The 20,358-nt window shown below is 68.7% G+C and carries 18 protein-coding genes; 10 read left to right on the forward strand and 8 right to left on the reverse strand.

The features are described from left to right. Positions 1-10: 10 nt before the first annotated feature. Genes DIE12_RS06120 through DIE12_RS06130 form a run of 3 tightly spaced genes read left to right on the forward strand, consistent with a single transcriptional unit; the run spans position 11 to position 1,951 of the window. On the forward strand, positions 11-379 hold the full coding sequence (locus DIE12_RS06120) for a response regulator (RefSeq protein ID WP_040138947.1): 369 nt from the start codon (positions 11-13) through the stop codon (positions 377-379). Then, positions 372-998 (forward strand): chemotaxis protein CheC, encoded by a 627-nt coding sequence (locus DIE12_RS06125; protein ID WP_124485977.1) that lies wholly within the window; start codon positions 372-374, stop codon positions 996-998. Before DIE12_RS06120 ends, DIE12_RS06125 begins: the two co-directional genes overlap by 8 nt. Continuing rightward, positions 995-1,951 carry a diguanylate cyclase gene (locus DIE12_RS06130; RefSeq protein ID WP_124485978.1) on the forward strand — a complete coding sequence of 319 codons (957 nt, stop codon included), beginning with the start codon at positions 995-997 and terminating at the stop codon, positions 1,949-1,951. Before DIE12_RS06125 ends, DIE12_RS06130 begins: the two co-directional genes overlap by 4 nt. Positions 1,952-2,063: 112 nt before the next feature. Here the strand turns inward: DIE12_RS06130 and DIE12_RS06140 are convergent, their stop codons facing one another. Further along, positions 2,064-2,948, reverse strand: a complete 885-nt coding sequence (locus DIE12_RS06140) for an alpha/beta fold hydrolase (protein WP_124485979.1) — start codon at positions 2,946-2,948, stop codon at positions 2,064-2,066. 216 nt (positions 2,949-3,164) lie between these two features. On the opposite strand from DIE12_RS06140, the gene DIE12_RS06145 reads away from it, so the two are divergent. From DIE12_RS06145 to DIE12_RS06165, 5 genes are all read left to right on the forward strand, one after another. After that, positions 3,165-3,497, forward strand: coding sequence for a hypothetical protein (locus DIE12_RS06145; RefSeq protein ID WP_044848863.1), 333 nt, complete (start codon positions 3,165-3,167; stop codon positions 3,495-3,497). 248 nt (positions 3,498-3,745) lie between these two features. Next, positions 3,746-4,594, forward strand: a complete 849-nt coding sequence (gene hpnD, locus DIE12_RS06150) for a presqualene diphosphate synthase HpnD (RefSeq protein WP_044848864.1) — start codon at positions 3,746-3,748, stop codon at positions 4,592-4,594. A gap of 4 nt (positions 4,595-4,598) precedes the next feature. Continuing rightward, positions 4,599-5,852, forward strand: coding sequence for a hydroxysqualene dehydroxylase HpnE (hpnE, locus tag DIE12_RS06155; protein WP_044848865.1), 1,254 nt, complete (start codon positions 4,599-4,601; stop codon positions 5,850-5,852). A gap of 15 nt (positions 5,853-5,867) precedes the next feature. Next, complete coding sequence (gene shc / locus DIE12_RS06160) at positions 5,868-7,841, forward strand: squalene--hopene cyclase (protein ID WP_124485981.1); 1,974 nt, start codon at positions 5,868-5,870, stop codon at positions 7,839-7,841. A gap of 3 nt (positions 7,842-7,844) precedes the next feature. Beyond that, positions 7,845-8,552, forward strand: a complete 708-nt coding sequence (locus DIE12_RS06165) for a phosphorylase (RefSeq protein WP_082088758.1) — start codon at positions 7,845-7,847, stop codon at positions 8,550-8,552. 112 nt (positions 8,553-8,664) lie between these two features. On the opposite strand, the gene DIE12_RS06170 is transcribed toward DIE12_RS06165, so the two are convergent. Together DIE12_RS06170 and DIE12_RS06175 are read right to left on the reverse strand one after the other, a co-directional pair. Beyond that, positions 8,665-9,669 carry a VacJ family lipoprotein gene (locus DIE12_RS06170; protein ID WP_124485982.1) on the reverse strand — a complete coding sequence of 335 codons (1,005 nt, stop codon included), beginning with the start codon at positions 9,667-9,669 and terminating at the stop codon, positions 8,665-8,667. After that, positions 9,662-12,295: an MMPL family transporter gene (locus tag DIE12_RS06175; RefSeq protein ID WP_124485983.1), complete on the reverse strand. Its 2,634-nt coding sequence runs from the start codon at positions 12,293-12,295 to the stop codon at positions 9,662-9,664. The genes DIE12_RS06170 and DIE12_RS06175 overlap by 8 nt, the downstream gene beginning before the upstream one ends. Before the next feature lie 329 nt (positions 12,296-12,624). Here DIE12_RS06175 and DIE12_RS06180 point away from each other — a divergent pair, with 329 nt between their 5' ends. Continuing rightward, positions 12,625-13,221, forward strand: coding sequence for a phospholipid-binding protein MlaC (locus DIE12_RS06180; protein ID WP_124485984.1), 597 nt, complete (start codon positions 12,625-12,627; stop codon positions 13,219-13,221). A 209-nt stretch (positions 13,222-13,430) separates the two neighbouring features. Here the strand turns inward: DIE12_RS06180 and DIE12_RS06185 are convergent, their stop codons facing one another. From DIE12_RS06185 to DIE12_RS06195, 3 genes are all read right to left on the reverse strand, one after another. Continuing rightward, the gene (locus tag DIE12_RS06185) at positions 13,431-14,075 is read right to left on the reverse strand and encodes a response regulator transcription factor (RefSeq protein WP_044848871.1); all 645 of its coding nucleotides are present in this window, start codon (positions 14,073-14,075) and stop codon (positions 13,431-13,433) included. A gap of 30 nt (positions 14,076-14,105) precedes the next feature. Beyond that, positions 14,106-15,485, reverse strand: a complete 1,380-nt coding sequence (locus tag DIE12_RS06190; RefSeq protein ID WP_044848872.1) for a cache domain-containing protein — start codon at positions 15,483-15,485, stop codon at positions 14,106-14,108. A 120-nt stretch (positions 15,486-15,605) separates the two neighbouring features. Further along, a complete protein-coding gene (locus DIE12_RS06195; protein WP_124485985.1) occupies positions 15,606-17,168 on the reverse strand; it encodes a sensor domain-containing diguanylate cyclase in 1,563 nt (520 codons plus the stop codon). A gap of 121 nt (positions 17,169-17,289) precedes the next feature. Between DIE12_RS06195 and DIE12_RS06200 the strand changes: the two genes are divergently transcribed. Then, positions 17,290-17,664 (forward strand): hypothetical protein, encoded by a 375-nt coding sequence (locus tag DIE12_RS06200; RefSeq protein WP_124485986.1) that lies wholly within the window; start codon positions 17,290-17,292, stop codon positions 17,662-17,664. Positions 17,665-17,715: 51 nt separating this feature from the next. Here the strand turns inward: DIE12_RS06200 and DIE12_RS06205 are convergent, their stop codons facing one another. After that, positions 17,716-19,890, reverse strand: coding sequence for a malate synthase G (locus tag DIE12_RS06205; RefSeq protein WP_124485987.1), 2,175 nt, complete (start codon positions 19,888-19,890; stop codon positions 17,716-17,718). Positions 19,891-19,934: 44 nt separating this feature from the next. Then, the gene (locus DIE12_RS06210) at positions 19,935-20,339 is read right to left on the reverse strand and encodes a heme-binding protein (protein WP_044848880.1); all 405 of its coding nucleotides are present in this window, start codon (positions 20,337-20,339) and stop codon (positions 19,935-19,937) included. Positions 20,340-20,358 lie beyond the last annotated feature (19 nt).

Genomic DNA, 20,358 nt, shown 5'->3' on the forward strand with positions numbered 1-20,358 from the left:
CTTCGCCGCCATGCCTTTGCCGATCGTGATCGCCGACGACTCCTTGCTCGCTCGCAAACTTCTGACAAAGGCACTGCCGGGAGACTGGGACGTCGACGTCGCGTATGCGGCGAATGGTCGTGAGGCCCTGGCGCTCTATCGTGACGGCAAGGCTTCCGTGATGTTTCTGGACCTGACGATGCCCGACATGAACGGCTATCAGGTGCTCGAGACACTGCGCCACGAAGACCTGAACACGTTCGTGATCGTGGTATCCGCCGATATCCAGCCGCAGGCGCAAGCACGCGTGCGCGAGTTGGGCGCGATCGCATTCGTTGCCAAGCCCGTGACGTCGGAGGCGTTGCTGCCCATTCTCAAGGAGTATGGGTTGTATGCCTGAATCGGTGTTCACGGCGGAGCAACGCGACGCGTTGCAGGAAATCGCCAACCTCGCGATGGGCCGTGCCGCCGCACGGCTCGCGCTGCTGCTCGGGCACTTCATCGAGCTGTCGGTACCGCGCGTGCGCGTCGTGAAGGCCGCCGATGCGGGCGACGCGCTGCGCGAGATGACGGGCATCCACGAAAACGTGACGGCCGTGCGCCAGGGATTCCGTTCCGACATCAAGGGGGAGGCGATCGTACTGTGCCGCAGCGCGGGCGTCGCGCGGCTCATGTCGCTGATGGAGCGCACGTTCGGCGACGGCGCGTATGCCGGCATGGCCACGCAGGACGAACTCGTGTTCGATGTCTCGAACGTGCTGATGAGCGCATGCGTCGCGTCGATCCTCGACGAACTCGGCCGCAAGCCCGTGTTCTTCCCGCCGGGGCTGCTCGGCGCGAACGTGTCGTTCGACGACGTGTTCCAGCCGACCGCGCTGGCCTGGAGCGTCGCGCTGCTGCTCGAAGTGAACTTCGGTCTCGAGGATCACGCGTTCCGCGCACATTTCGTGATGCTGATGGCCGAGGACTCGATCCGGCTGATGGGCGAAGCGCTCGACGCGTTGCTGTCCGCGCTATGAACGCGACCCCCGCCGCCACCGCCACTGCCGCGTCGCTGAGCGACCTCGTGATCGAACGGGTGGGCTTCGGCCTGTTCGTGCTCGACCGCGCGATGACCGTGCTGATGTGGAATCGCTTCATGCAGGACCACAGCGGCATCCCGGCCGCCGAGGTGATCGGTCGCAACCTGTTCGACTGCTTTCCGGCGCTGCCGCGCGCGTGGCTCGAGCGCAAGCTCGAGAGCGTGTTCCAGCTCGGCAGCTTCGCGTTCAGCTCTTGGGAGCAGCGGCCCTACCTGTTTCGCTTCGAGCACGACCGGCCGATCACGGGCGGCGTCGACTACATGCAGCAGGATTGCACGTTCATGCCGCTCACGCGCGGCCGCGAAGTGGAGGCCGTGTGCGTGACGATCTCGGACGTCACGCACGTGAGCGTGATGCAGCGCGAGCGCGAGGAGGCGGTCGCGAAGCTGCGCGAGCATGCGAATCTCGACGGCCTCACCGGCATCGCGAACCGGCGCTTCTTCGAGGCGCGGCTCAGTGACGAGTTCGCGCGCTGGCAGCGCTACGGCGGCGACCTGTCGGTGCTGCTGTTCGACCTCGACCACTTCAAGACGATCAACGACCGGTTCGGGCATGCGGCCGGCGATGCGGTATTGCGCGAGACGGCGCGCCGCGTCGCGTCGATCGTGCGCGCGCAGGATACGTTCGGCCGTTTCGGCGGCGAGGAATTCGCGCTGCTGCTGCCGTGCACGAATCTCGACGAAGCGATGCGGGTAGCGGACAAGGTGCGCTACGCGATCGGCAGCACGCCAGTCGACGCGGAAGGCGTCAGCGTGCCGGTGACGGCGAGCGTCGGCGGCGCGTGCGCGACGGCCGGCGCGCTGGCGTGCGACGTGCTCGTCAACGAGGCCGATACCGCGCTCTATCGCGCGAAGCGGCTCGGGCGCGACCGGTCGATCGCATACGCGTAAGCGCGGCGCGGCCGCAGCGCGGTTACCTGCGGCGTACCGCACACCGCACACCGCACACCGCACACCGCACACCGCACACCGCACACCGCACACCGCGCGTGCCGCGCCTCCGTCAGCTTTTCGCGATATCCGCCAGCACGCCGGCCAGCACGGCCGGCTGCGACACGAACGGCGAATGGCTGCTGTCGAGCTGGTGCACGTGCGTCGGCTTGCCGGGCACGAACGCGTCGGCTTCGTCGATGAAGCGCTGCTGCAGCGCGGGCAGGATCACGCGATCGGCCAGGCACTTGATGTAATGACGATCGATCGCGCCCCAGCGTGCGACGGTCGTCGGGATCGCGGTCGCGAACGGCGCGGCCGGCACGTCGCAGGTCATCAGGTTCGCCACCGCCTCGAAGTCGGCCTGCGGCACGTCGTCATACAGTGCGCGCTTCACGAGCCCGCGATACGCGGCATCGCCGCTGTGCGGATCGATCCGCAGCGCGCCCGCGACGCGCGGGCTCGCGAGCATCAGCGGGCCCAGCATTTCGCCCTTGTTCTCGGGTGCGCGCACGTAGTCGAGGCCCGGCACGCCCGACGCGGGCATGAACGCCGCGAGATAGACGATCTTCGCGATCTTCTCCGGCGCACGCTCCGCCGCGGCCGTGATCGCGAGGCCGCCCATGCTGTGCCCGACGAGCACGACCTTGCCGCGGCCGAGCGCATACGCGTCGTCGACGGCCTGCATCACCTGCGTCGCGTAATCGTCGAGCGTGGTGTTCGCGACCGGCGACGGCTCGGCGCCGAAGGCGTCCTTGTCGAGCGGCCGTTCGAAATAGGATGCGGGAAAGTGGGCGTTGATGCCGTGCGCGGGCAGGTCGCGCGCGATCGACAGGTAGCCGCGCGCGGCCAGCGCGGCCGCGACGTGCGCGTAGCACCACGCACCGTGCCACGCGCCGTGCACCAGCACGAAAACGGGATGGTCGGATGGCGCGGTGGCGGTTACGTTCGTCTCCATGGTGTCCGTGTTTTTTGAGAAAGATGTTCATCTTAGACGAAGCCGCGTCGACGAAGCTGCGCGCCCCGGCATGAACGCACGGCCCGGGCGTGCGCGGGCGCGCACCGGCTCTCGCGATGCGGCGCTTTTGTCTCGTACAGGCCACATTTCGTCTTGATCTGATTTGAATTTGCGCCGAAGCGCGCTAATTTGACGCTTTGCTCCCGATTGCGCCCCATGAACGTCGATTACCTCTTCTACCGGCGGCCGGACAAACCCGGCCCCTATTCCCTCGACGACCTGGGCGAGACCGCGCCGCCGATCGGCCCGAGCGACATGGTGCGCGCGGGGATCGCGCGCGTATTCGAGCAGATCGACTGGCAGGAATCGCCCGACGTGCCGGGCGCGTGGTTCGGCACCGGCGGCCCGTCGTTCCAGTTCACGGCGGAGCCCGACGGGCGCGTGACGAGCTTCATGGGCTCGCGGCTCGAACGCCGCTCGATGCTGCAGCTGACCCGCGAAATGGGGCTCATCGCGCTCGACCTGCAGCGCGACATCGTCTACGGCTGACGGGCGGCGCGGCGCCGCTCCCCGCCGCGGCCGGTCTCCCAAGCCCCGCGCGGGCCCCCGGGCGCGGCGGTGTCCGCCATCGAACGTCAAAGATTGCTATACTTTCGCCCAATTCCGGCTTCCGGCCGGTAATTTGTGCCTGTCTGCGTCGATCGTTCGCATATCTCGCACGCATTTGACGCCCTGACCAACCCAGCCGGGCATGGCTTCTTCAATCGCCCCGCGTGGGTGTCTCCGTGGAGCTCGTCTTGGCCGTTTCCAATCTCGTCGTGGACGAACAAGAAACCGACGCCGCTGCCGTCACATCGGGCAGTTCTTTCTATCTGGCGATGCGCATCCTGCCGGCCGTGCAGCGCGACGCGATGTTCCAGGTCTATGCATTCTGCCGTGCGGTGGACGACATCGCCGACAGCGACCTGCCGCGCGCCGAGCGCAACGCGGGCCTCGATCGCTGGCGCGCGGACATCGATGCGTGCTTCGCCGGCCAGCCGCCGCGCCATCTGGTCGCGCTCGAGCGCGAGATCCGCGCGTTCGACCTGAAGCGCGAGGACTTCCACGCGATGATCGACGGGATGGCGATGGACGCCGCCGAGGACATCTGTGCGCCGGACGAACCGACGCTCGACCTGTTCTGCGATCGCGTGGCGAGCGCGGCCGGCCGGCTGTCGGTGAGGATTTTCGGGATCCCGGAGGCGGCAGGCATCAAGCTGTCGCACCACCTCGGCCGCGCGTTGCAGCTGACGAACATCCTGCGCGACATCGACGACGACGCGGCGATCAACCGCTGCTACCTGCCGCGCGAGCTGCTCGCGCGCGAAGGCATCGCGATCACCGATCCGGCGACGATCGTGCGCGATCCGGCGCTGCCGCGCGTATGCGCGACGCTCGTCGAGCGCGCGCTCGAGCACTTCCGCGAAGCGGACGCCGTGATGGATACGTGCACGCGTGCGCAGGTGAAGGCGCCGCGCATCATGTCGGGCGCGTATCGCTGCATCCTGGAGGCCGCGATCGCGCGCGGCTTCGCCGCCCCGCGCGCGCCGCTGCGCAAGCCGAAGGCGCGCATGCTGATGATCGCCGCGCGCTACGCGCTGTTCTGAGCCGATGCCCAGAACCGTCCACGTGATCGGTGCAGGACTCGCGGGGCTGTCGGCCGCCGTCGAGCTGCAACGCCGCGGGCGGCGCATCGTGCTGCACGACGCGCATGCGCATGCGGGCGGCCGCTGCCGCTCATGGTTCGACGGCGTGCTGAACACGACGCTGGACAGCGGGCTGCATCAGGTATTCGCGGGGCAATCCGCGACCCAGCGCTACCTGCGCGCGATCGGCGCGGCCGATCGGCTCACGGGGCCCGCGCTGCCTGAATGTCCGGTGGTCGACGTCGCGTCGCAGCAGCGCTGGACGCTGCGTTTCGGCAACGGGCGCTGGCCGTCGTGGCTGTTCGACGCCGCATCGCGCGCGCCGGGCACCACGCCGCTCGATTATCTTGCGCTGGCCTCGCTCGCGTTCGCGCGCACCGGCCGCTCACTCGCACAGACGATGCGCTGCGACGGCGTGCTGTGGGACCGTTGGCTGCGGCCGTATTTCCTCGGGGTGCTGAACGTCGAGCCGCGCCACGCGAGCGCCGAACTCGCGCGCGCGGCGCTGTGCGGCACGTTTGCCGCGGGCGGCCCCGGATGGCGCCCGCTCGTCGCGCGCCACGGGCTCGGCAGCGCATTCGTCGAACCGGCGCTGCGGATGCTGCAGCACGGCGGCGCGCAGATCCGGCTGAATTCGCGGCTCGATGCGTTCGAATTCGGCGCGCACGGCAACGCGGTCGATGCGGTCGCGATCGGCGGCGAGCGCGTCGATCTCGCACCGGGCGACGCGGTCGTGCTGGCCGTGCCGCCCGAGGTCGCGCAGCCGCTCGTCCCGGATCTCACCGCGCCCGACACGTTCAGTGCGGTCGTGACCGCGTATTTCGCGGTCGATACACCGGCCGACGGCCCGCTGCAGACGACCGTCGTCAACGGCGTCGTCGACGCGGTGCGCACCGGCGGCGGTCCGCTCGCGGCGACCATCCGCGACGCGGGCCGCTGGCTCGACATGCCGCGCGATGCGCTCGCGCGGCGCATCTGGGAAGACGTCGCGCGCGTGACCGGCGCGAACCCGGAAACCATGCCGGCGTGGCAGCTCGTGGTCGAGCCGCGCGCGGGGTTTGCGGCGGTGCCGTCGCAGGAAATGAAACGTCCGGCCGTGCGTACGCGCTGGACCAATCTCGTGCTGGCGGGCGACTGGATTGCCACCGGCTTGCCCGCCACGATCGAGGGCGCGATCCGTTCCGGCCAGCTGGCCGCGGACGTGCTCCAGACACAGTAAGCAACAGAGGGACCGATGAACGATCTCACCGAAATGGCCACCCTGTCCGCCGGCACCGTGCCGGCCGGGCTCGACGCGGCCGTCGCCGGCGCGACCGACGCGCTGCTGGCCGCGCAGAACGCGGACGGACACTGGGTCTACGAACTCGAGGCCGATTCGACGATTCCCGCCGAATACGTGCTGCTCGTCCACTATCTCGGCGAGACGCCGAATCTCGAGCTCGAACGGAAGATCGGCAAGTATCTGCGCCGCATCCAGCAGGCCGACGGCGGCTGGCCGCTGTTCACCGACGGCGCGCCGAACATCAGCGCGAGCGTGAAGGCGTATTTCGCGCTGAAGGTGATCGGCGACGACGAGAACGCCGAGCACATGCAGCGTGCGCGCCGTGCGATCCATGCGATGGGCGGCGCCGAGATGTCGAACGTGTTCACGCGCATCCAGCTCGCGCTGTACGGTGCGATTCCGTGGCGCGCGGTGCCGATGATGCCGGTCGAGATCATGCTGCTGCCGCAGTGGTTCCCGTTCCACCTGTCGAAGGTGTCGTACTGGGCGCGGACCGTGATCGTGCCGCTGCTGGTGCTGAACGCGAAGCGCCCGATCGCAAAGAACCCGCGCGGCGTGCGCATCGACGAGCTGTTCATCGACCCGCCCGTCAACGCCGGCCTGCTGCCGCGCCAGGGCCACCAGAGCCCCGGCTGGTTCGCGTTCTTCCGCGTGGTTGACCATGCGCTGCGCGCGGTCGACGGCCTGTTCCCGAACTACACGCGCGAACGCGCGATCCGCCAGGCCGTGTCGTTCATCGACGAGCGCCTGAACGGCGAGGACGGCCTCGGCGCGATCTATCCGGCGATGGCCAACGCGGTGATGATGTACGACGTGCTCGGCTATGCGGAAGATCATCCGAACCGCGCGATCGCGCGCAAGGCGCTCGAGAAGCTGCTCGTCGTGCACGAGGACGAAGCGTATTGCCAGCCGTGCCTGTCGCCGGTGTGGGACACGTCGCTCGTCGCGCATGCGCTGCTCGAAACCGGTGACGCGCGTGCCGAGGAAGCCGTGCTGCGCGGCCTCGACTGGCTGCGCCCGCTGCAGATCCTCGACGTGCGCGGCGACTGGATCTCGCGCCGGCCGCACGTGCGGCCCGGCGGCTGGGCGTTCCAGTACGCGAACGCGCACTACCCTGACGTCGACGACACGGCTGTGGTCGTGATGGCGATGGACCGCGCGCAGAAGCTCAGGCAGACGGACACGTATCGCGACTCGATGGCGCGCGCGCGCGAATGGGTCGTCGGCATGCAGAGCAGCGACGGCGGCTGGGGCGCGTTCGAACCGGAAAACACGCAGTACTACCTGAACAACATTCCGTTCTCCGATCACGGTGCGCTGCTCGATCCGCCGACCGCCGACGTGTCGGGCCGCTGCCTGTCGATGCTGTCGCAGCTCGGCGAGACGCCGCTGAACAGCGAGCCGGCCCGTCGCGCGCTCGACTACATGCTGAAGGAGCAGGAGCCGGACGGCAGCTGGTACGGCCGCTGGGGGATGAACTACGTGTACGGCACGTGGACGGCCCTGTGCTCGCTGAACGCGGCCGGCCTGACGCCGGACGATCCGCGCATGAAGCGCGGCGCGCAGTGGCTGCTGTCGATCCAGAACAAGGACGGCGGCTGGGGCGAGGACGGCGACAGCTACAAGCTGAATTACCGCGGTTTCGAGCAGGCGCCGAGCACCGCGTCGCAGACGGCCTGGGCGTTGCTCGGCCTGATGGCGGCCGGCGAGGTGAACAACCCGGCCGTTGCACGCGGCGTCGACTACCTGATCGCTCAGCAGAACGAAGAAGGCCTGTGGGACGAGACGCGCTTCACGGCAACCGGCTTCCCGCGCGTGTTCTATCTGCGCTATCACGGCTATCGCAAGTTCTTCCCGCTGTGGGCGCTCGCGCGCTATCGCAACCTGAAGCGCGCCAACGCGACGCGCGTGACGGTCGGGATGTAACGCGTGGCGCCGACGCAGCACAACGGCACGTTGCCCGTCATCGCCGTCACGGGGATGGCGTTCGAGGCGCGCATCGCGCGCGGTCAGGGCGTCGAGGCCGTGTTTGCCGCGCGGGCCGACCGCCTCGAGCGTGCGCTGGCCGAGGCGACCGCGCGCGGTTGCGCGGGCATCGTGAGCTTCGGCACGGCAGGCGGGCTCGCGCCCGATCTCGCACCCGGCGCGCTCGTGATCGCGGACGCGATCGACGGGCCGTTCGGCCGCGTGCAGACCGATCCGGGCTGGAGCGCGCGGCTCGTCGCCGCACTGCACGACACGCCGGTATGGGCACGCGTCACGCGCGGCACGATGGCGGCGGTCGGCGCGCCGGTGGTCAGCGAACAGGAAAAGACGTCGCTGCATCGCGCGAAGGGCGCGCTCGCCGTCGACATGGAATCGCATATCGCCGCGGCCTTCGCGGCGTCGCGCGGCGTACCGTTCGCGGTGTGCCGCGCGATCGTCGACCCGGCGTGGCGCACGCTGCCGCGCGCGGCGACGGCCGGCCTGCGCGACGACGGCAGCACGGCCATCCTGCCGATCCTGCGCGAACTGCTGAAGCAGCCGTCGCAGCTCGGCCCGCTGCTGCAGGTCGCGGGCGACGCGCGCGCGGCACGCACGACGCTGATCCAGGCGCGGCACGCATTCGAGCGTGCGGGCGCGATGCGGATCGTCTGAGCGGCGTTCGCCGCTTCTCCTCTCCCCCTTCCGTTCCCGTTTTCCGGACGCACAAAAAAAGCGCGCTGCGTGATGCAGCGCGCTTCGGCTTGTCGGCGGGTTCCGTGCCGCGTTACTGCGCGGCCGGTGCGCTCGCGGGCAGGGTCGGCATCGCTGGCGCGATCGGCGCGCCGTTGGAGGCCGGCGCCGTCGTCGCCCCACTCGGCGCCGCCACGGGCGCAGCGGCCGAGGCCGCTGCAGGCGCGCTCGCGGGCATCGCGCCGTCCGCACCCGGATCGTCGTACTGCGGCAAGCCCGGCGCCGCCGGCGCGTTGTTCGGCGCGCCGCCCGACTCGCCCGGATCCTCGTAGTTCGGCAAGCCGGGCACGGCCGGCGTGGCCGCCGGCACCGCCCCCGCTTCACCCGGCTCCGTGTAGTTCGGCGGCGCGGCCGACGCCGACTGGCCGTGATACGTCAGCGACTTGCGCTGCTGCAGATACGCATCGCGGACGAACGAGTACGGATCGAGTGCCGCCTGCTTCAGCAGATCGGTCGCGCCGAGCAGATCCGAACGCGCGCTGATGAATTGCGCGATGTACATCGGATTGCGCACGGCCGGCTCGATGTAGTTGAGCAGGTTGAAGCGGACGTCCACCGCGCGGCCGACGCCGTCGCGGATCGTGCTCGGCCCGAACACGGGCAGCACGAGGTACGGGCCGGACGGCATGCCCCAGCGCGCCATCGTCAGCCCGAAATCCTGGTGGTGCTTCGGCAGCCCGGCCGGCGTCGCGATGTCGATCAGGCCGGCGACGCCGAACACCGAGTTCATCGCCACGCGCATCAGGTCCTGCGTCGCATCGGTGATGCGCAGCTGCAACAGGTTGTTCGCCATGTTGCCGAGATCGCCGAGGTTCGAGAAGAAATTGCTGATCGCGGTACGCACGGGCGTCGGCGTGATCTTCTGGTAACCCTTCGCGATCGGCACGGCGATGTTCGTGTCGACCGTGTCGTTGAACTTGTACATCGCCCGGTTCATCGGCTCGAGCGGGTCGTTGGGGTTGCGGTTCGGGCCCGTCGCGCAGCCGCTCAGCACTGCGCTGGCAGCGACGGTCGCCGCAATGATTCGCACCTTATTCATTGTTTCCTTGCAATTGGTTCTTGGCGCGTTTGACGCGCGGTTTGCCCATCAGGACGGGCTGAAACACCACGGCGCCGATCAGGGTGCAGGTCAACGCCAGCGCGAGCAGCTTGCCCATGCTCGACGTGCCCGGATGATGCGACAGCCACAGGCTGCCGAAGGCGGTTGCGGTCGTCGCGGCACTGAACAGCACCGCGTGCGTGAGGCTCGAATGCAGCAGGCCCGTCTGGCCCGCGCGCCACGCCATCACGAAGTACACCTTGAACGCGACGCCGACGCCGAGCATCAGCGGCAGCGCGATGATGTTCGCGAAGTTCAGCGACATGCCGAGCAGGACGCACATCTCGAGCGTGACGAGCCCCGACACGAGCAGCGGCACCAGCGTGCGCAGCACGTCGCCGAAGCGGCGCAGCGTGATCCACAGCAGGATCGTGATCGAGAGGATCGACCACAGCGCCGCGTGCAGGAACGCGTTGATGATCGTGTCGGCCGAATGCAGGATCGAGATCGGCCCGCCGGTCGCGCCGGGTTCCGCCGCCTTCACCGTCTTCGCGAAGCGGCGCAGCATCGTGTCGTCGTTCGGGTCGACGCCCTTCGGCACCTTCGGCGAAATCTGCACGAGCGCGTGGCCGTCCGGCGCGACCCAGTCGCGCACGATCTGCGGCGGCAGCGATTCGCGCGTGATGTCCTGCGGTTGCAGCAGCGTCGCGAGCTGGTTGAGCGCGATGCGCAGCGTGTCGGAGAACGCGCGTTCGGCGCGGTCGCGCGCCGCGCTGTCGGCGGCGGCCAGCTTCGCGAGCGACGCCGACAGATGCTGCGCGGCGGCGGCACCGGGGCCCGGGTGATCTTCCGCCGCGTAGCTGAGCAGGTCCGACACGCGCTTGAGCGCGGCGACGCGCTGCGCATCGGTCGCGGCCGGCGCGGCCGGCTGCGTCAGCGCGGGCAGCAGCTCGCTCGCGGCCGCGGCGATCGCGGCGCGCTTGGCCGGCTGGTCGGCCGGCACGAAGGTCGTGAGCGTCGTCGTGCGGCCGACTTCCGGCAGCGCGTCGAGGCGCTTCGCGGCCGCGTCGGCCTCGGCGAGCGACGGCGCGAGCAGCGTGACGTCGTTGACGGCCGCTTCGGGCGAATCCTTCAGCGCGAGCAGCGTCGCCATCGATTCGCTGTTCGGATCCTTCAGGTGCAGCGGGTTGAAATCGAAGTGCAGGAACGCGAGCAGCGGCAGCGCGCCGATCACGACCGCGAGCGTGCCGATCAGGATCGGCTTGCGATGGCGATCGAGGAAGTCGTCGACGGGGGCGAGCCACGGAAAGCCCGGCGTCTTCGATTCGCCTGGCGGCGCGAACAGGCGCAGCAGCGCGGGCAGCAGCGTGAGCGTGGTCAGCAGCGCGACGAACATCCCGACGCCCGCGATCAGGCCGAGCTCGGACACGCCACGATAGGCCGTGGGAATGAACGAGAAGAAGCTCGCCGCAACCGCCGCGGTGGCGAGCGCGAGCGGCATGCCCATCGAGTGCGCGGCGCCGACCAGCGCGTGATCGATGCGCGGATCGCGGAAGCGTTCCTCGCGGTACTTCACGCCGTACTGGATCGAGAAGTCGACGCCGAGGCCGACGAACAGCACCATGAACGCGACCGAGATCATGTTCAGCGAACCGACCATCGCGAGGCCGAGCGCGGCCGTCACGACGAGGCCGACGAACAGCGTGACGAGCACCGAGCCGATCATCCGCTTCGAGCGCAGCGCGAGCCACAGGATCACGAGCACGGCGAGCAGCGTGAGCACGCCGTTGAGCGCGGCGCCGTCTTGCACCGACGCGAATTCGTCGTCGGCGAGCGGCTGTTCGCCGGTCAGGCGCACGACCGCGCCGTAGCGTTGCTCGATGCCGAGCGCTTTCGCCGTGTCGCGGATCACCCGGGTTGTTTCGGCACCGGCCTTCAGCGCGCCATAGTCGACGACCGGCTGCACCGTGACGAACGCGCGTGCCGGCTGGCGTGCGGCATCGCTGTCGACCAGCCCGCGCCACGAGAACGCGGCGGGCCTGCCGGCCAGCACGTCGTCGACCGTCGCGGCGCTGCGCGCGAGCAGCTTCGCCATCGCGGGCAGCTTCACCTGGCCGGTCAGGAGCGGCTGGCCGAGCGTGGTGGACAGCGTGGTCGCGAGCCCGGTCAGGCTCGGGTTCTTCGCGAGTTCGTTGACGAGCGGCCGCGCGCTCGCGAGCTGCGACGTCGTATCCGACACTTCCTGCGGCGACAGGAACAGCAGCCCGTTGTGCTCGAAGAACGGGCCGCCGCCGGGTTCGGCGACCTGGCCGATGCGGCCGGCGTCGGCCTGCTTGCGCAGGGCTTCGGTGAGCGTGTGCGCGGCGGCCGTCGCGAATTCGGGGGCCGGTGCCTCGACTACCGCGAGGATCGTGCCGTTGCGTTGCGGGAAGGCCTTGTCGACGGCCTGGCCGAGCGCGGCCCACTGCGGTTCCGCGTCGACGAGCTTGCTGATGTCCGTGTTGATCTTGAAGTGCTGCGCGACGTAGACGCCGCTGAAGACGGCGATGACGAGCGACAGCACGACGACCCAGACGGGGCGGCGTACCGACAATGCGACGAGTCGGACGATGAGAGAAGTCACCATGTGGCGGTGGGGAGGGGCTGGCAAGGACAAGGCAAAGAGTATACCGGCGCCACGTGACGTCGGTCGCCACGTTGGAGCGTAAAGGGGCGGGAAGGATATTTGCTGCGCCGGGAGGGAATCGCCGCGAATCGTCGGACGAATGGGCGGCGGAAATTGACATAATCGGCACCGATCGCGCAGCGGCCGGCACCCTGTGACAAAAGGGGCTGAAAGGTAACAGTCGGTCACCGCACGGCAGGCGGGCCGCCGGGCCGCTATACTTCGACCCACCGGCCGATGCGATCGATGCAATCCGCCGTCCGTTTTTTTCACCGAGTGCGAATATCCGTATGAAACGTCATCTGTTTGCTTTCGTCGCGGCGGCCGCCGTGTCGGTTTCCGCTTTCGCGCAGAGCGCGCCGGTCGACATCGTCCGTAATGCGGTCGAAGGCACCGTCAACGCGATGAAGGCCGATCCGGGTGCGCGCGGCGGCGACATGGCAAAAGTCACGCAAGTCGTCGAGCAGCGCTTCCTGCCCGCGACGAACTTCGAGCGCACGACCCGCATCGCGGTCGGCGATGCCTGGAAGCAGGCGACGCCGCAACAGCAGCAGGAGCTGTACAAGCAGTTCAAGCTGCTGATGACGCGTACCTATGCCGCGTCGCTCGCGCAGCTCGGCAGCCAGGACGCGAAGTTCTCGTTCAAGGCCGGCGGCGCGTCGGGTGCCGATGCGCTGGTCCAGTCGACGGTCACGACGCCGGGCGACAGCCAGTCGGTCGGCTACCGGCTCGGCAAGGTCGGCAGCGACTGGAAGATCTACGACATCGACATGTCGGGTGCGTGGCTGATCCAGGTCTACCAAGGGCAGTTCAAGAGCCAGCTCGCGTCGGGCGGGATCGACGGCCTGATCGCGTATCTGCAGAAGCACAATTCGCGGACGAATTGAGCGTCGCTGCGCGCAGTCTGGATTTTGGATGAGTGAAAGGCGCCTCCGGGCGCCTTTTTCGTTCGTGGTCAGTCGAGCGGTCGAGCGGTGATTCCACTGCGCGATGCCGACTCGGCGAATCACATGCGAAGCGAGAAAAAACAGCATCGTAGAGCTGATCAATGTGACCGACGCGCAGAGTGCCTTTTGCGGCGCCGCACGTCGCCGCCCTACCGCCGCCGATGCTCGACCGCGAACTTGATCAGCTCCGCCTGCCCTTCGATCTCGAGCTTGCGCTTCAGGTTGAGCCGATGCGTTTCCACCGTGCGGACCGACAGCCCCGTCTGCTGCGCGATCTGCTTGCTCGACAGCCCCTCGGCCAGTGCATCGAGGATGTCGCGCTCGCGCGGCGTCAACCGGTCGAGGGGCGACGCGGTCGCGCTCGCCTGGATCATCCGCGCGGCGAGCCCTTCGCTGAAGAACGTCTGCCCGGCCAGCACCGAGCCGATCGCGCGCACGATCTCGCTCGCGGGCGAATCCTTCAGCAGGTAGCCGCTCGCGCCGGCGCGCACGGCCTGCGTCACGTATTCGATGTTGTCGTGCATCGACAGCATGAGCACGCGAATCCCCGGAAAGCGCTCGTGGAACACGCCGGCGAGCGTGATGCCGTTCATCCCGTTCATGCCGACGTCCATCAGCGCGAGGTCGGGCTCGAGCGACGCGGCGAGCGCAAGCGCCTCGTCCGCGTTGCCGGCTTCGCCGACCACCGACAGGTCGGCCGCCTCGAGCCGCATCCGCAGGCCGTCGCGCACCAGCGGATGATCGTCGACCAGCAGCAGTCGGGCAGCGGGCCGGGCGGTGTCGGGGGCACTCATGGGCAAGGTCTCCGGTTATGGGGATCGTGTTCAGGCGGCGCGCAGCGGCACGCGCGCGGCTACGACGGTGTGGCCGACCTGCGACGTGATCGTCAGCATGCCGCCCAGCGCGTCGAGCCGCTCGCGCATGTTGCGCAGCCCGATGCCGCGGCGCGCGTCGGTCTGCGTACGCTCGGCGTCGAAGCCGCAGCCGTTGTCGGCGATGGTCAGCGTGACGGCATGCGCGCCGACGTCGAGCGTGACGGCCGCGCGCGATGCCTGCGCATGATGCACGATGTTGCTGAGCGCCTCCTGCGCGATCCGGAACAGCGCCGTGTTGACCGGCGCGGGCAGCGGCCGCGCGCCGCTGTGCGCCACCTGCGTATAGCCGATGTCGATGCCGCTTTCCGCGCCGAGCTCGCGCACGAGCTGCTCGAGCGCGGCGGCGAGGCCGAGATCGTCGAGCATCGCCGGGCGCAGCGCGTGTGAGATGCGGCGCACTTCGCGCAGCGTGTCGCCGAGCCGCCCGACGCCCGATGCGAGCGCCTGCTCGGCCTCGGGCATGCGCGCGGTGCCGCGCTCGAAGCGCGCGAGCGCGGATTCGAGCATCAGCTTCGCGGACACCATCATCTGGCTGATCCCGTCATGCAGCTCGCGCGACAGCCGCTCGCGCTCCTGCTCCTGCGATTCGACGACGCGCTGCGCGAGCTGCTTGAGCTTCGCGTCGGCACTGCGCGACTCGCTGACGTTCAGCACCAGCGCACAGACGGCGATCGCCGCCGCGCCGGTCAGCGCGATCGCGGTGAGCCAGCTCATCGTGCGCTCGATGTTCGCGGACGCGCGCGCGTCGATGCGCTGCAGCGCGGTGTCGACGTCGTCGAGATAGATGCCGGTGCCGACCATCCAGCCCCAGCGTTCGAGCGCGACGACGTAGCCGAGCTTCGGCGCGGGCTTGCCCGTCGACGGCCGCTGCCACGTGTAGCGCACGTAGCCGCCGCCGTGGGACGCGGCGCCGATCAGCTGCTGGATCGTCAGCGCGCCCTGCGGGTCGCGCATCGACCAGTAGTTGTGGCCGACGCGCTCGGGCTCGCGCGGATGCATCAGCGCATTGCCGTGCAGGTCGTATACGAAGAAATAGCCGTCGGGGCCGAAATCCATCTTCTGCAGCATCGCGAGCGCCTGCGTGCGCAGCAGTCCGTCGTCGCGCGCATTGCGGCCGCTCGCGTCGTACAGCGGCATGATCGCGCTCGTCGCGAGTTCGACGTAATGCTTCAGCTCGACTTCCTTGCTCGACAGGTAGGCGGCCTGGATCGTCGCGTGCTGCGTGCGCGCGAGCGACGTCGCCTGCTGGCGCACGCCGAAGCCGATGCCGGCGATCGCGAGCAGGAACGGCACGATGGCCAGAAGGAAAATCTTTGCCTTGAGTCTCATGGTGGTGTGAAGCGGGCGCGGGCCGACGGGCGCGCGTGTCGCGCGGCGGCCGGGCGAGCCGACATTGTCGGCGATTTCGCCCGCGGCCGGCGCTGTGGCGGCCGGGCGGCCAGCCGTGGCTCAGGCGCGCCGCAGCGTGCGCTCGGCGGACGGGGCCGTCTGCACGACGACCTGGTTGCGCCCGCCTTCCTTCGCGCGGTACAGCGCGTCGTCGGCGAGCTTCAGTGCGGCCTGGATGCTGTCGTCGAGTTCCGGATAGCAGGTCGTCACACCGATGCTCGCGGTCAGGCGGTCCGACGCATCCGTGTCGTGCAGGATGCCGAGATCGAGGATGGCGGTGCGGATCGATTCGGCGATCGTCACGGCGCCGGGCGTGTCGACGTCCGGCAGCACCACGACGAACTCCTCGCCGCCGTAGCGCGCTGCATAGTCGGCCGGGCGGCGCAGGCATCCGGCGATGCAGCGGCCGACCGCGGCGAGCGCATCGTCGCCGGCCTGGTGGCCTTGCGTGTCGTTGTAGCGCTTGAAGTGATCGACATCGACGAACAGCAGCGACAGCGCGTGCTGCGAGCGCGCCGCGCGGCGCCATTCGCGCGCGAGCGTGACGTCGAGCATCCGGCGGTTGTCGAGGCCCGTGAGGCCGTCGGTGCGTGCGAGCGCTTCCAGCTCGGTTTCCGCGCGGTGCCGCTTGCGCAGCTGGATGTCGAGCAGCATCGACAGGCCGACGAAGCCGAGCGCGAGCAAGGCCATCGCCGAGCCGATCGGGATCGCGCGGTCGTACCACGCGGCGTAGGTGTCCGCCTCCGAGCGCGCGACCATGATGATCAGCGGCAGGTGGTCGAGGTGCCGGAACACGTACAGGCGCCGCACGCCGTCGATCGACGCGGTATCGGCGAAGCTCCCTTCGTTGGCGGTCATGAACCGGCGGAACGTGCTGGCCTTGCTGATGTTGCGGCCGACGATCGCCGGATCGTAAGGCTGGCGCGCGAGCATCAGGCCCTTCGTATTGATCAGCGCCATCGACCCGCGATCGCCGAGCGAGAGGCGCGAGAACAGGTCCTGGAAATATTCGAGCCGGATCGACATCACGGCGACGCCGCCGAACGACCCGTCGGGCCGCGTGATCCGCCGGCTGAGCGCAATGCTCGGCGAGCCGCCGCGCAATCGCGAACGGTACGGGTCGCTGACGTACAGGCCGACGTCCGGGTTGTCGCGGTGCACCGTGAAGTACGACTCGTTGCCGAAGTTGGCCTTGCGCGGCACGTCGCTCTTGCCGTCGACCGCGATGTCACCGTTCGAGTCGAGCACGTAGATGCCGCCGAGATACTTGGCCGTCGTCGCGCGATCGAACAGCACCTGGCGGCGCAGCGGCATCGGCAGCGCGAGGACCGCGGGATCGTTCTCGCCTTCGACGACCGCCTGCAGCGACAGCGCATAGAACTCGATGTTGCGCTCGATGTCCCACGACGCCATCAGCGCGATGTTCTGCTGGGTGGTGCGCGCGCGATCGCGTGCGTCGATCCGGCCTTCGTACAGCAGGATGCCGCACAGCAACAACAGGATCAGTGCGATCAGCAGCCCTGAATAGAAGATCAGGTGCGGCAGCAGGAACCGGCGCAATTGGGCGGCGACGCGGCTTGTCAGGCCGGATTCGCTGGGCATCGCGTAGTCGGTTTCTGCCATGGTCCGTGGATCGATGGGCATCGTCGCCGGGGCGGCGGGCCGATGCGATTGTTCGTATGATTTGCCGGCGATGATCCGGAATGCACCCCCCGGTGCGCATTCCGCCCGACCGATCTGGAACATGATGCCGATGATCGGCGATGGCGGCCGGATAAACCGCTGCATCACCTGCTCACCGGCAAGAGTTGCCGCGATTCGACGATCCGACGAATCGGGCGGCGCGGATTGGTCCGAGTATAACGCGCGCATTCGTGCACGCGGAAAATGTTGCGGACCGTTGATCCGGATCAAATTATCGCCCTGGCAGAGACTTGCCAGTCGCGTGGGGAACGTTGCAGCGCAAGGCTTTGCGCCAGGAGGGGGCAGCGCGCATACTGCCGTCGCCGATTTACATGCTTTAACGGCAGGTGCACGCGGAACCTTAAATCGTGCGATTCGGATCGATTATCCGTTTCAGCGTTTGCATGAATTCGAATGTAAAAACGGGCAGCCGTAATGGCTGCCCGCTTAGTGAAAACCGCATGCGGGAAAGCCCGCATGCGAAGGCTTACGCGCCGTGCTGTTGCGCCTTGTACGCGAGCCGGAACCGATGCAGCAGCGGCTCGGTATAACCGCTCGGCTGCGACGTGCCCTGCAGCGCCAGTGCGCATGCGGCCTTGAACGCGGTCGACTGGTCGTAGCCGGGCGCCATCGGGCGATAGTTCGGGTCGCCGGCGTTCTGCTGGTCGACGACGCGCGCCATCCGCTTGAACACGTCGAGCACGAAGGCCTCGGTGATCACGCCGTGGCGCAGCCAGTTCGCGATGTGCTGGCTCGAGATGCGCAGCGTCGCGCGGTCTTCCATCAGGCCGACGTCGTGGATGTCCGGCACCTTCGAGCAGCCGACACCCTGTTCGACCCAGCGCACGACGTAGCCGAGAATGCCCTGCGCGTTGTTCTCGACCTCGCTCAGGATTTCGCTCTCGCTCCACGCGGCGCGCTCGACGACCGGCACGGTCAGTAGCCCTTCGAGCAGCGTGTCGCGCTCGCTTGCGTACGGCGTCTTCTCGAGTTCCTGCTGGATGGCCTGCACGTCGACGAGATGGTAGTGCAGCGCGTGCAGCGTCGCGGCGGTCGGCGACGGCACCCACGCGGTGTTCGCGCCGGCGCGCGGATGCGCGATCTTCTGCTCGAGCATCGCGTGCATCAGGTCCGGCATCGCCCACATGCCCTTGCCGATCTGCGCGCGGCCGCGCAGGCCGGCCGACAGGCCAGCGAGCACGTTGTTGCGCTCGTACGCCTGGATCCACGCCGACGACTTCATGTCGCCCTTGCGGATCATCGGGCCCGCTTCCATCGCGGTGTGCATCTCGTCGCCGGTGCGGTCGAGGAAGCCGGTGTTGATGAACGCGACGCGCGCGGCCGCCGCCGCGATACAGGCGGCGAGGTTCACGCTGGTGCGGCGCTCCTCGTCCATGATGCCCATCTTCAGCGTGTTGCGCGGCAGGCCGTACAGATCCTCGATGCGCGCGAACAGCGTGTCGGCGAACGCGACTTCGACCGGGCCGTGCATCTTCGGCTTCACGATGTAGATCGAGCCGGTGCGCGAGTTGCGCTTGGCCTTCAGGTCGTGCAGCGCGCACAGCGTCGTGACGACACCGTCGAGGATGCCTTCCGGAATCTCGTTGCCGTCGCGGTCCAGCACCGCGCCGTTGGTCATCAGGTGGCCGACGTTGCGCACGAACAGCAGCGAGCGGCCGTGCAGCACCAGCGTGCCGCCGGCCGGCGTGGTGTACTCGCGATCGGCGTTCAGGCGGCGCGTGAAGGTCTTGCCGCCCTTCGCGACCTCCTCGACCAGCGTGCCCTGCATCAGGCCGAGCCAGTTGCGGTAGAGCTGGACCTTGTCGTCGGCGTCGACCGCCGCGACCGAATCCTCGCAGTCGATGATCGTGCTGACCGCGGCTTCGAGCACGACGTCCTTCACGTTCGCGAGATCGGCGCGGCCGATGGGGGTGGACGCGTCGATCTGGATCTCGAGGTGCAGGCCGTTGTGCTTCAGCAGGATCGCGGACGGCGCGCCCGCCGCACCCTGGTAGCCGACGAACTGTGCCGGCTGCGCGAGGCGCACGACGCCCTTGCCGGTTTCGACGGCGAGCTGGCCGTCTTCCACGCGATAGCGCAGCGCGTCGCGGTGCGAGCCGCTCGCGAGCGGCGCCGCGTTGTCGAGCACGCCGCGCGCGTAGTCGATCACGCGCTGGCCGCGCGTCGGGTTGTACGCCGTGGTGCGCTCGGCGCCGCCGTCCTCGGGCAGCGCATCGGTGCCGTACAGCGCGTCGTACAGGCTGCCCCAGCGTGCGTTCGCGGCGTTCAGCGCATAGCGCGCGTTCGACAGCGGCACGACGAGCTGCGGGCCGGCCTGCGTCGCGATCTCGCTGTCGACGTTCGCGGTGGCTGCCGCGACGTTCGACGGGACCGGCACGAGGTAGCCGATCTCTTCGAGAAATGCGCGAAACGCGGCATGGTCGCGCACCGGGCCGGGGTGCGCGCGATGCCACGTGTCGAGTTCCTGCTGCAGGCGGTCGCGTTCCGCGAGCAGCTCGCGGTTGCGCGGCGCGAGGTCGTGTACCAGGGCCGAGAAACCGCTCCAGAACGCGGCCTTGTCGATACCGGTGCCCGGCAGTGCTTCGTTTTCAATGAACTGGCTCAGCGCTGGCGCGACTTGCAGTCCTGCTTGGTCGATCATCGTGATTCCTCCCGGGGAAAAAATTCGCGCGCGGCTTGGCTGACTCATGTCGCGACGCTTTGTACGCCGGCGCGGGCGATCAGCGCGTCCTGCTCGGACTTTACGCCAGACACGCCGATTGCGCCCGCAATCCGGCCGTCGAACGCTACCGGCACGCCGCCTTCGAGCAAGCCCGTCAGCGGCACGCTGAGAAACGCGGTGCGGCCACCGTTGATCATATCCTCATACGCTTTCGTCTCGCGCCGGCCGAGGGCCGCCGCACGCGCCTTGTCCTGCGCGATGACGGCGCTGGCCGGCGACGCGCCGTCCAGGCGCGCGAACGCGAGCAGGTGGCCGCCGTCGTCGACGATGGCGATCGATACGGCCCAGCCGTGCCGTGCGGCTTCCACGCGGGCGGCCGCGAGCATGCGTTCGGCGTCGGCGAGCTGGAGTTCGGGTTTGGTTTGCATCATGTTCCTCCGGAATCAG

Origin of the sequence: Burkholderia sp. Bp9015 (assembly GCF_003853505.1) — a bacterium.
Taxonomy (GTDB): domain Bacteria; phylum Pseudomonadota; class Gammaproteobacteria; order Burkholderiales; family Burkholderiaceae; genus Burkholderia.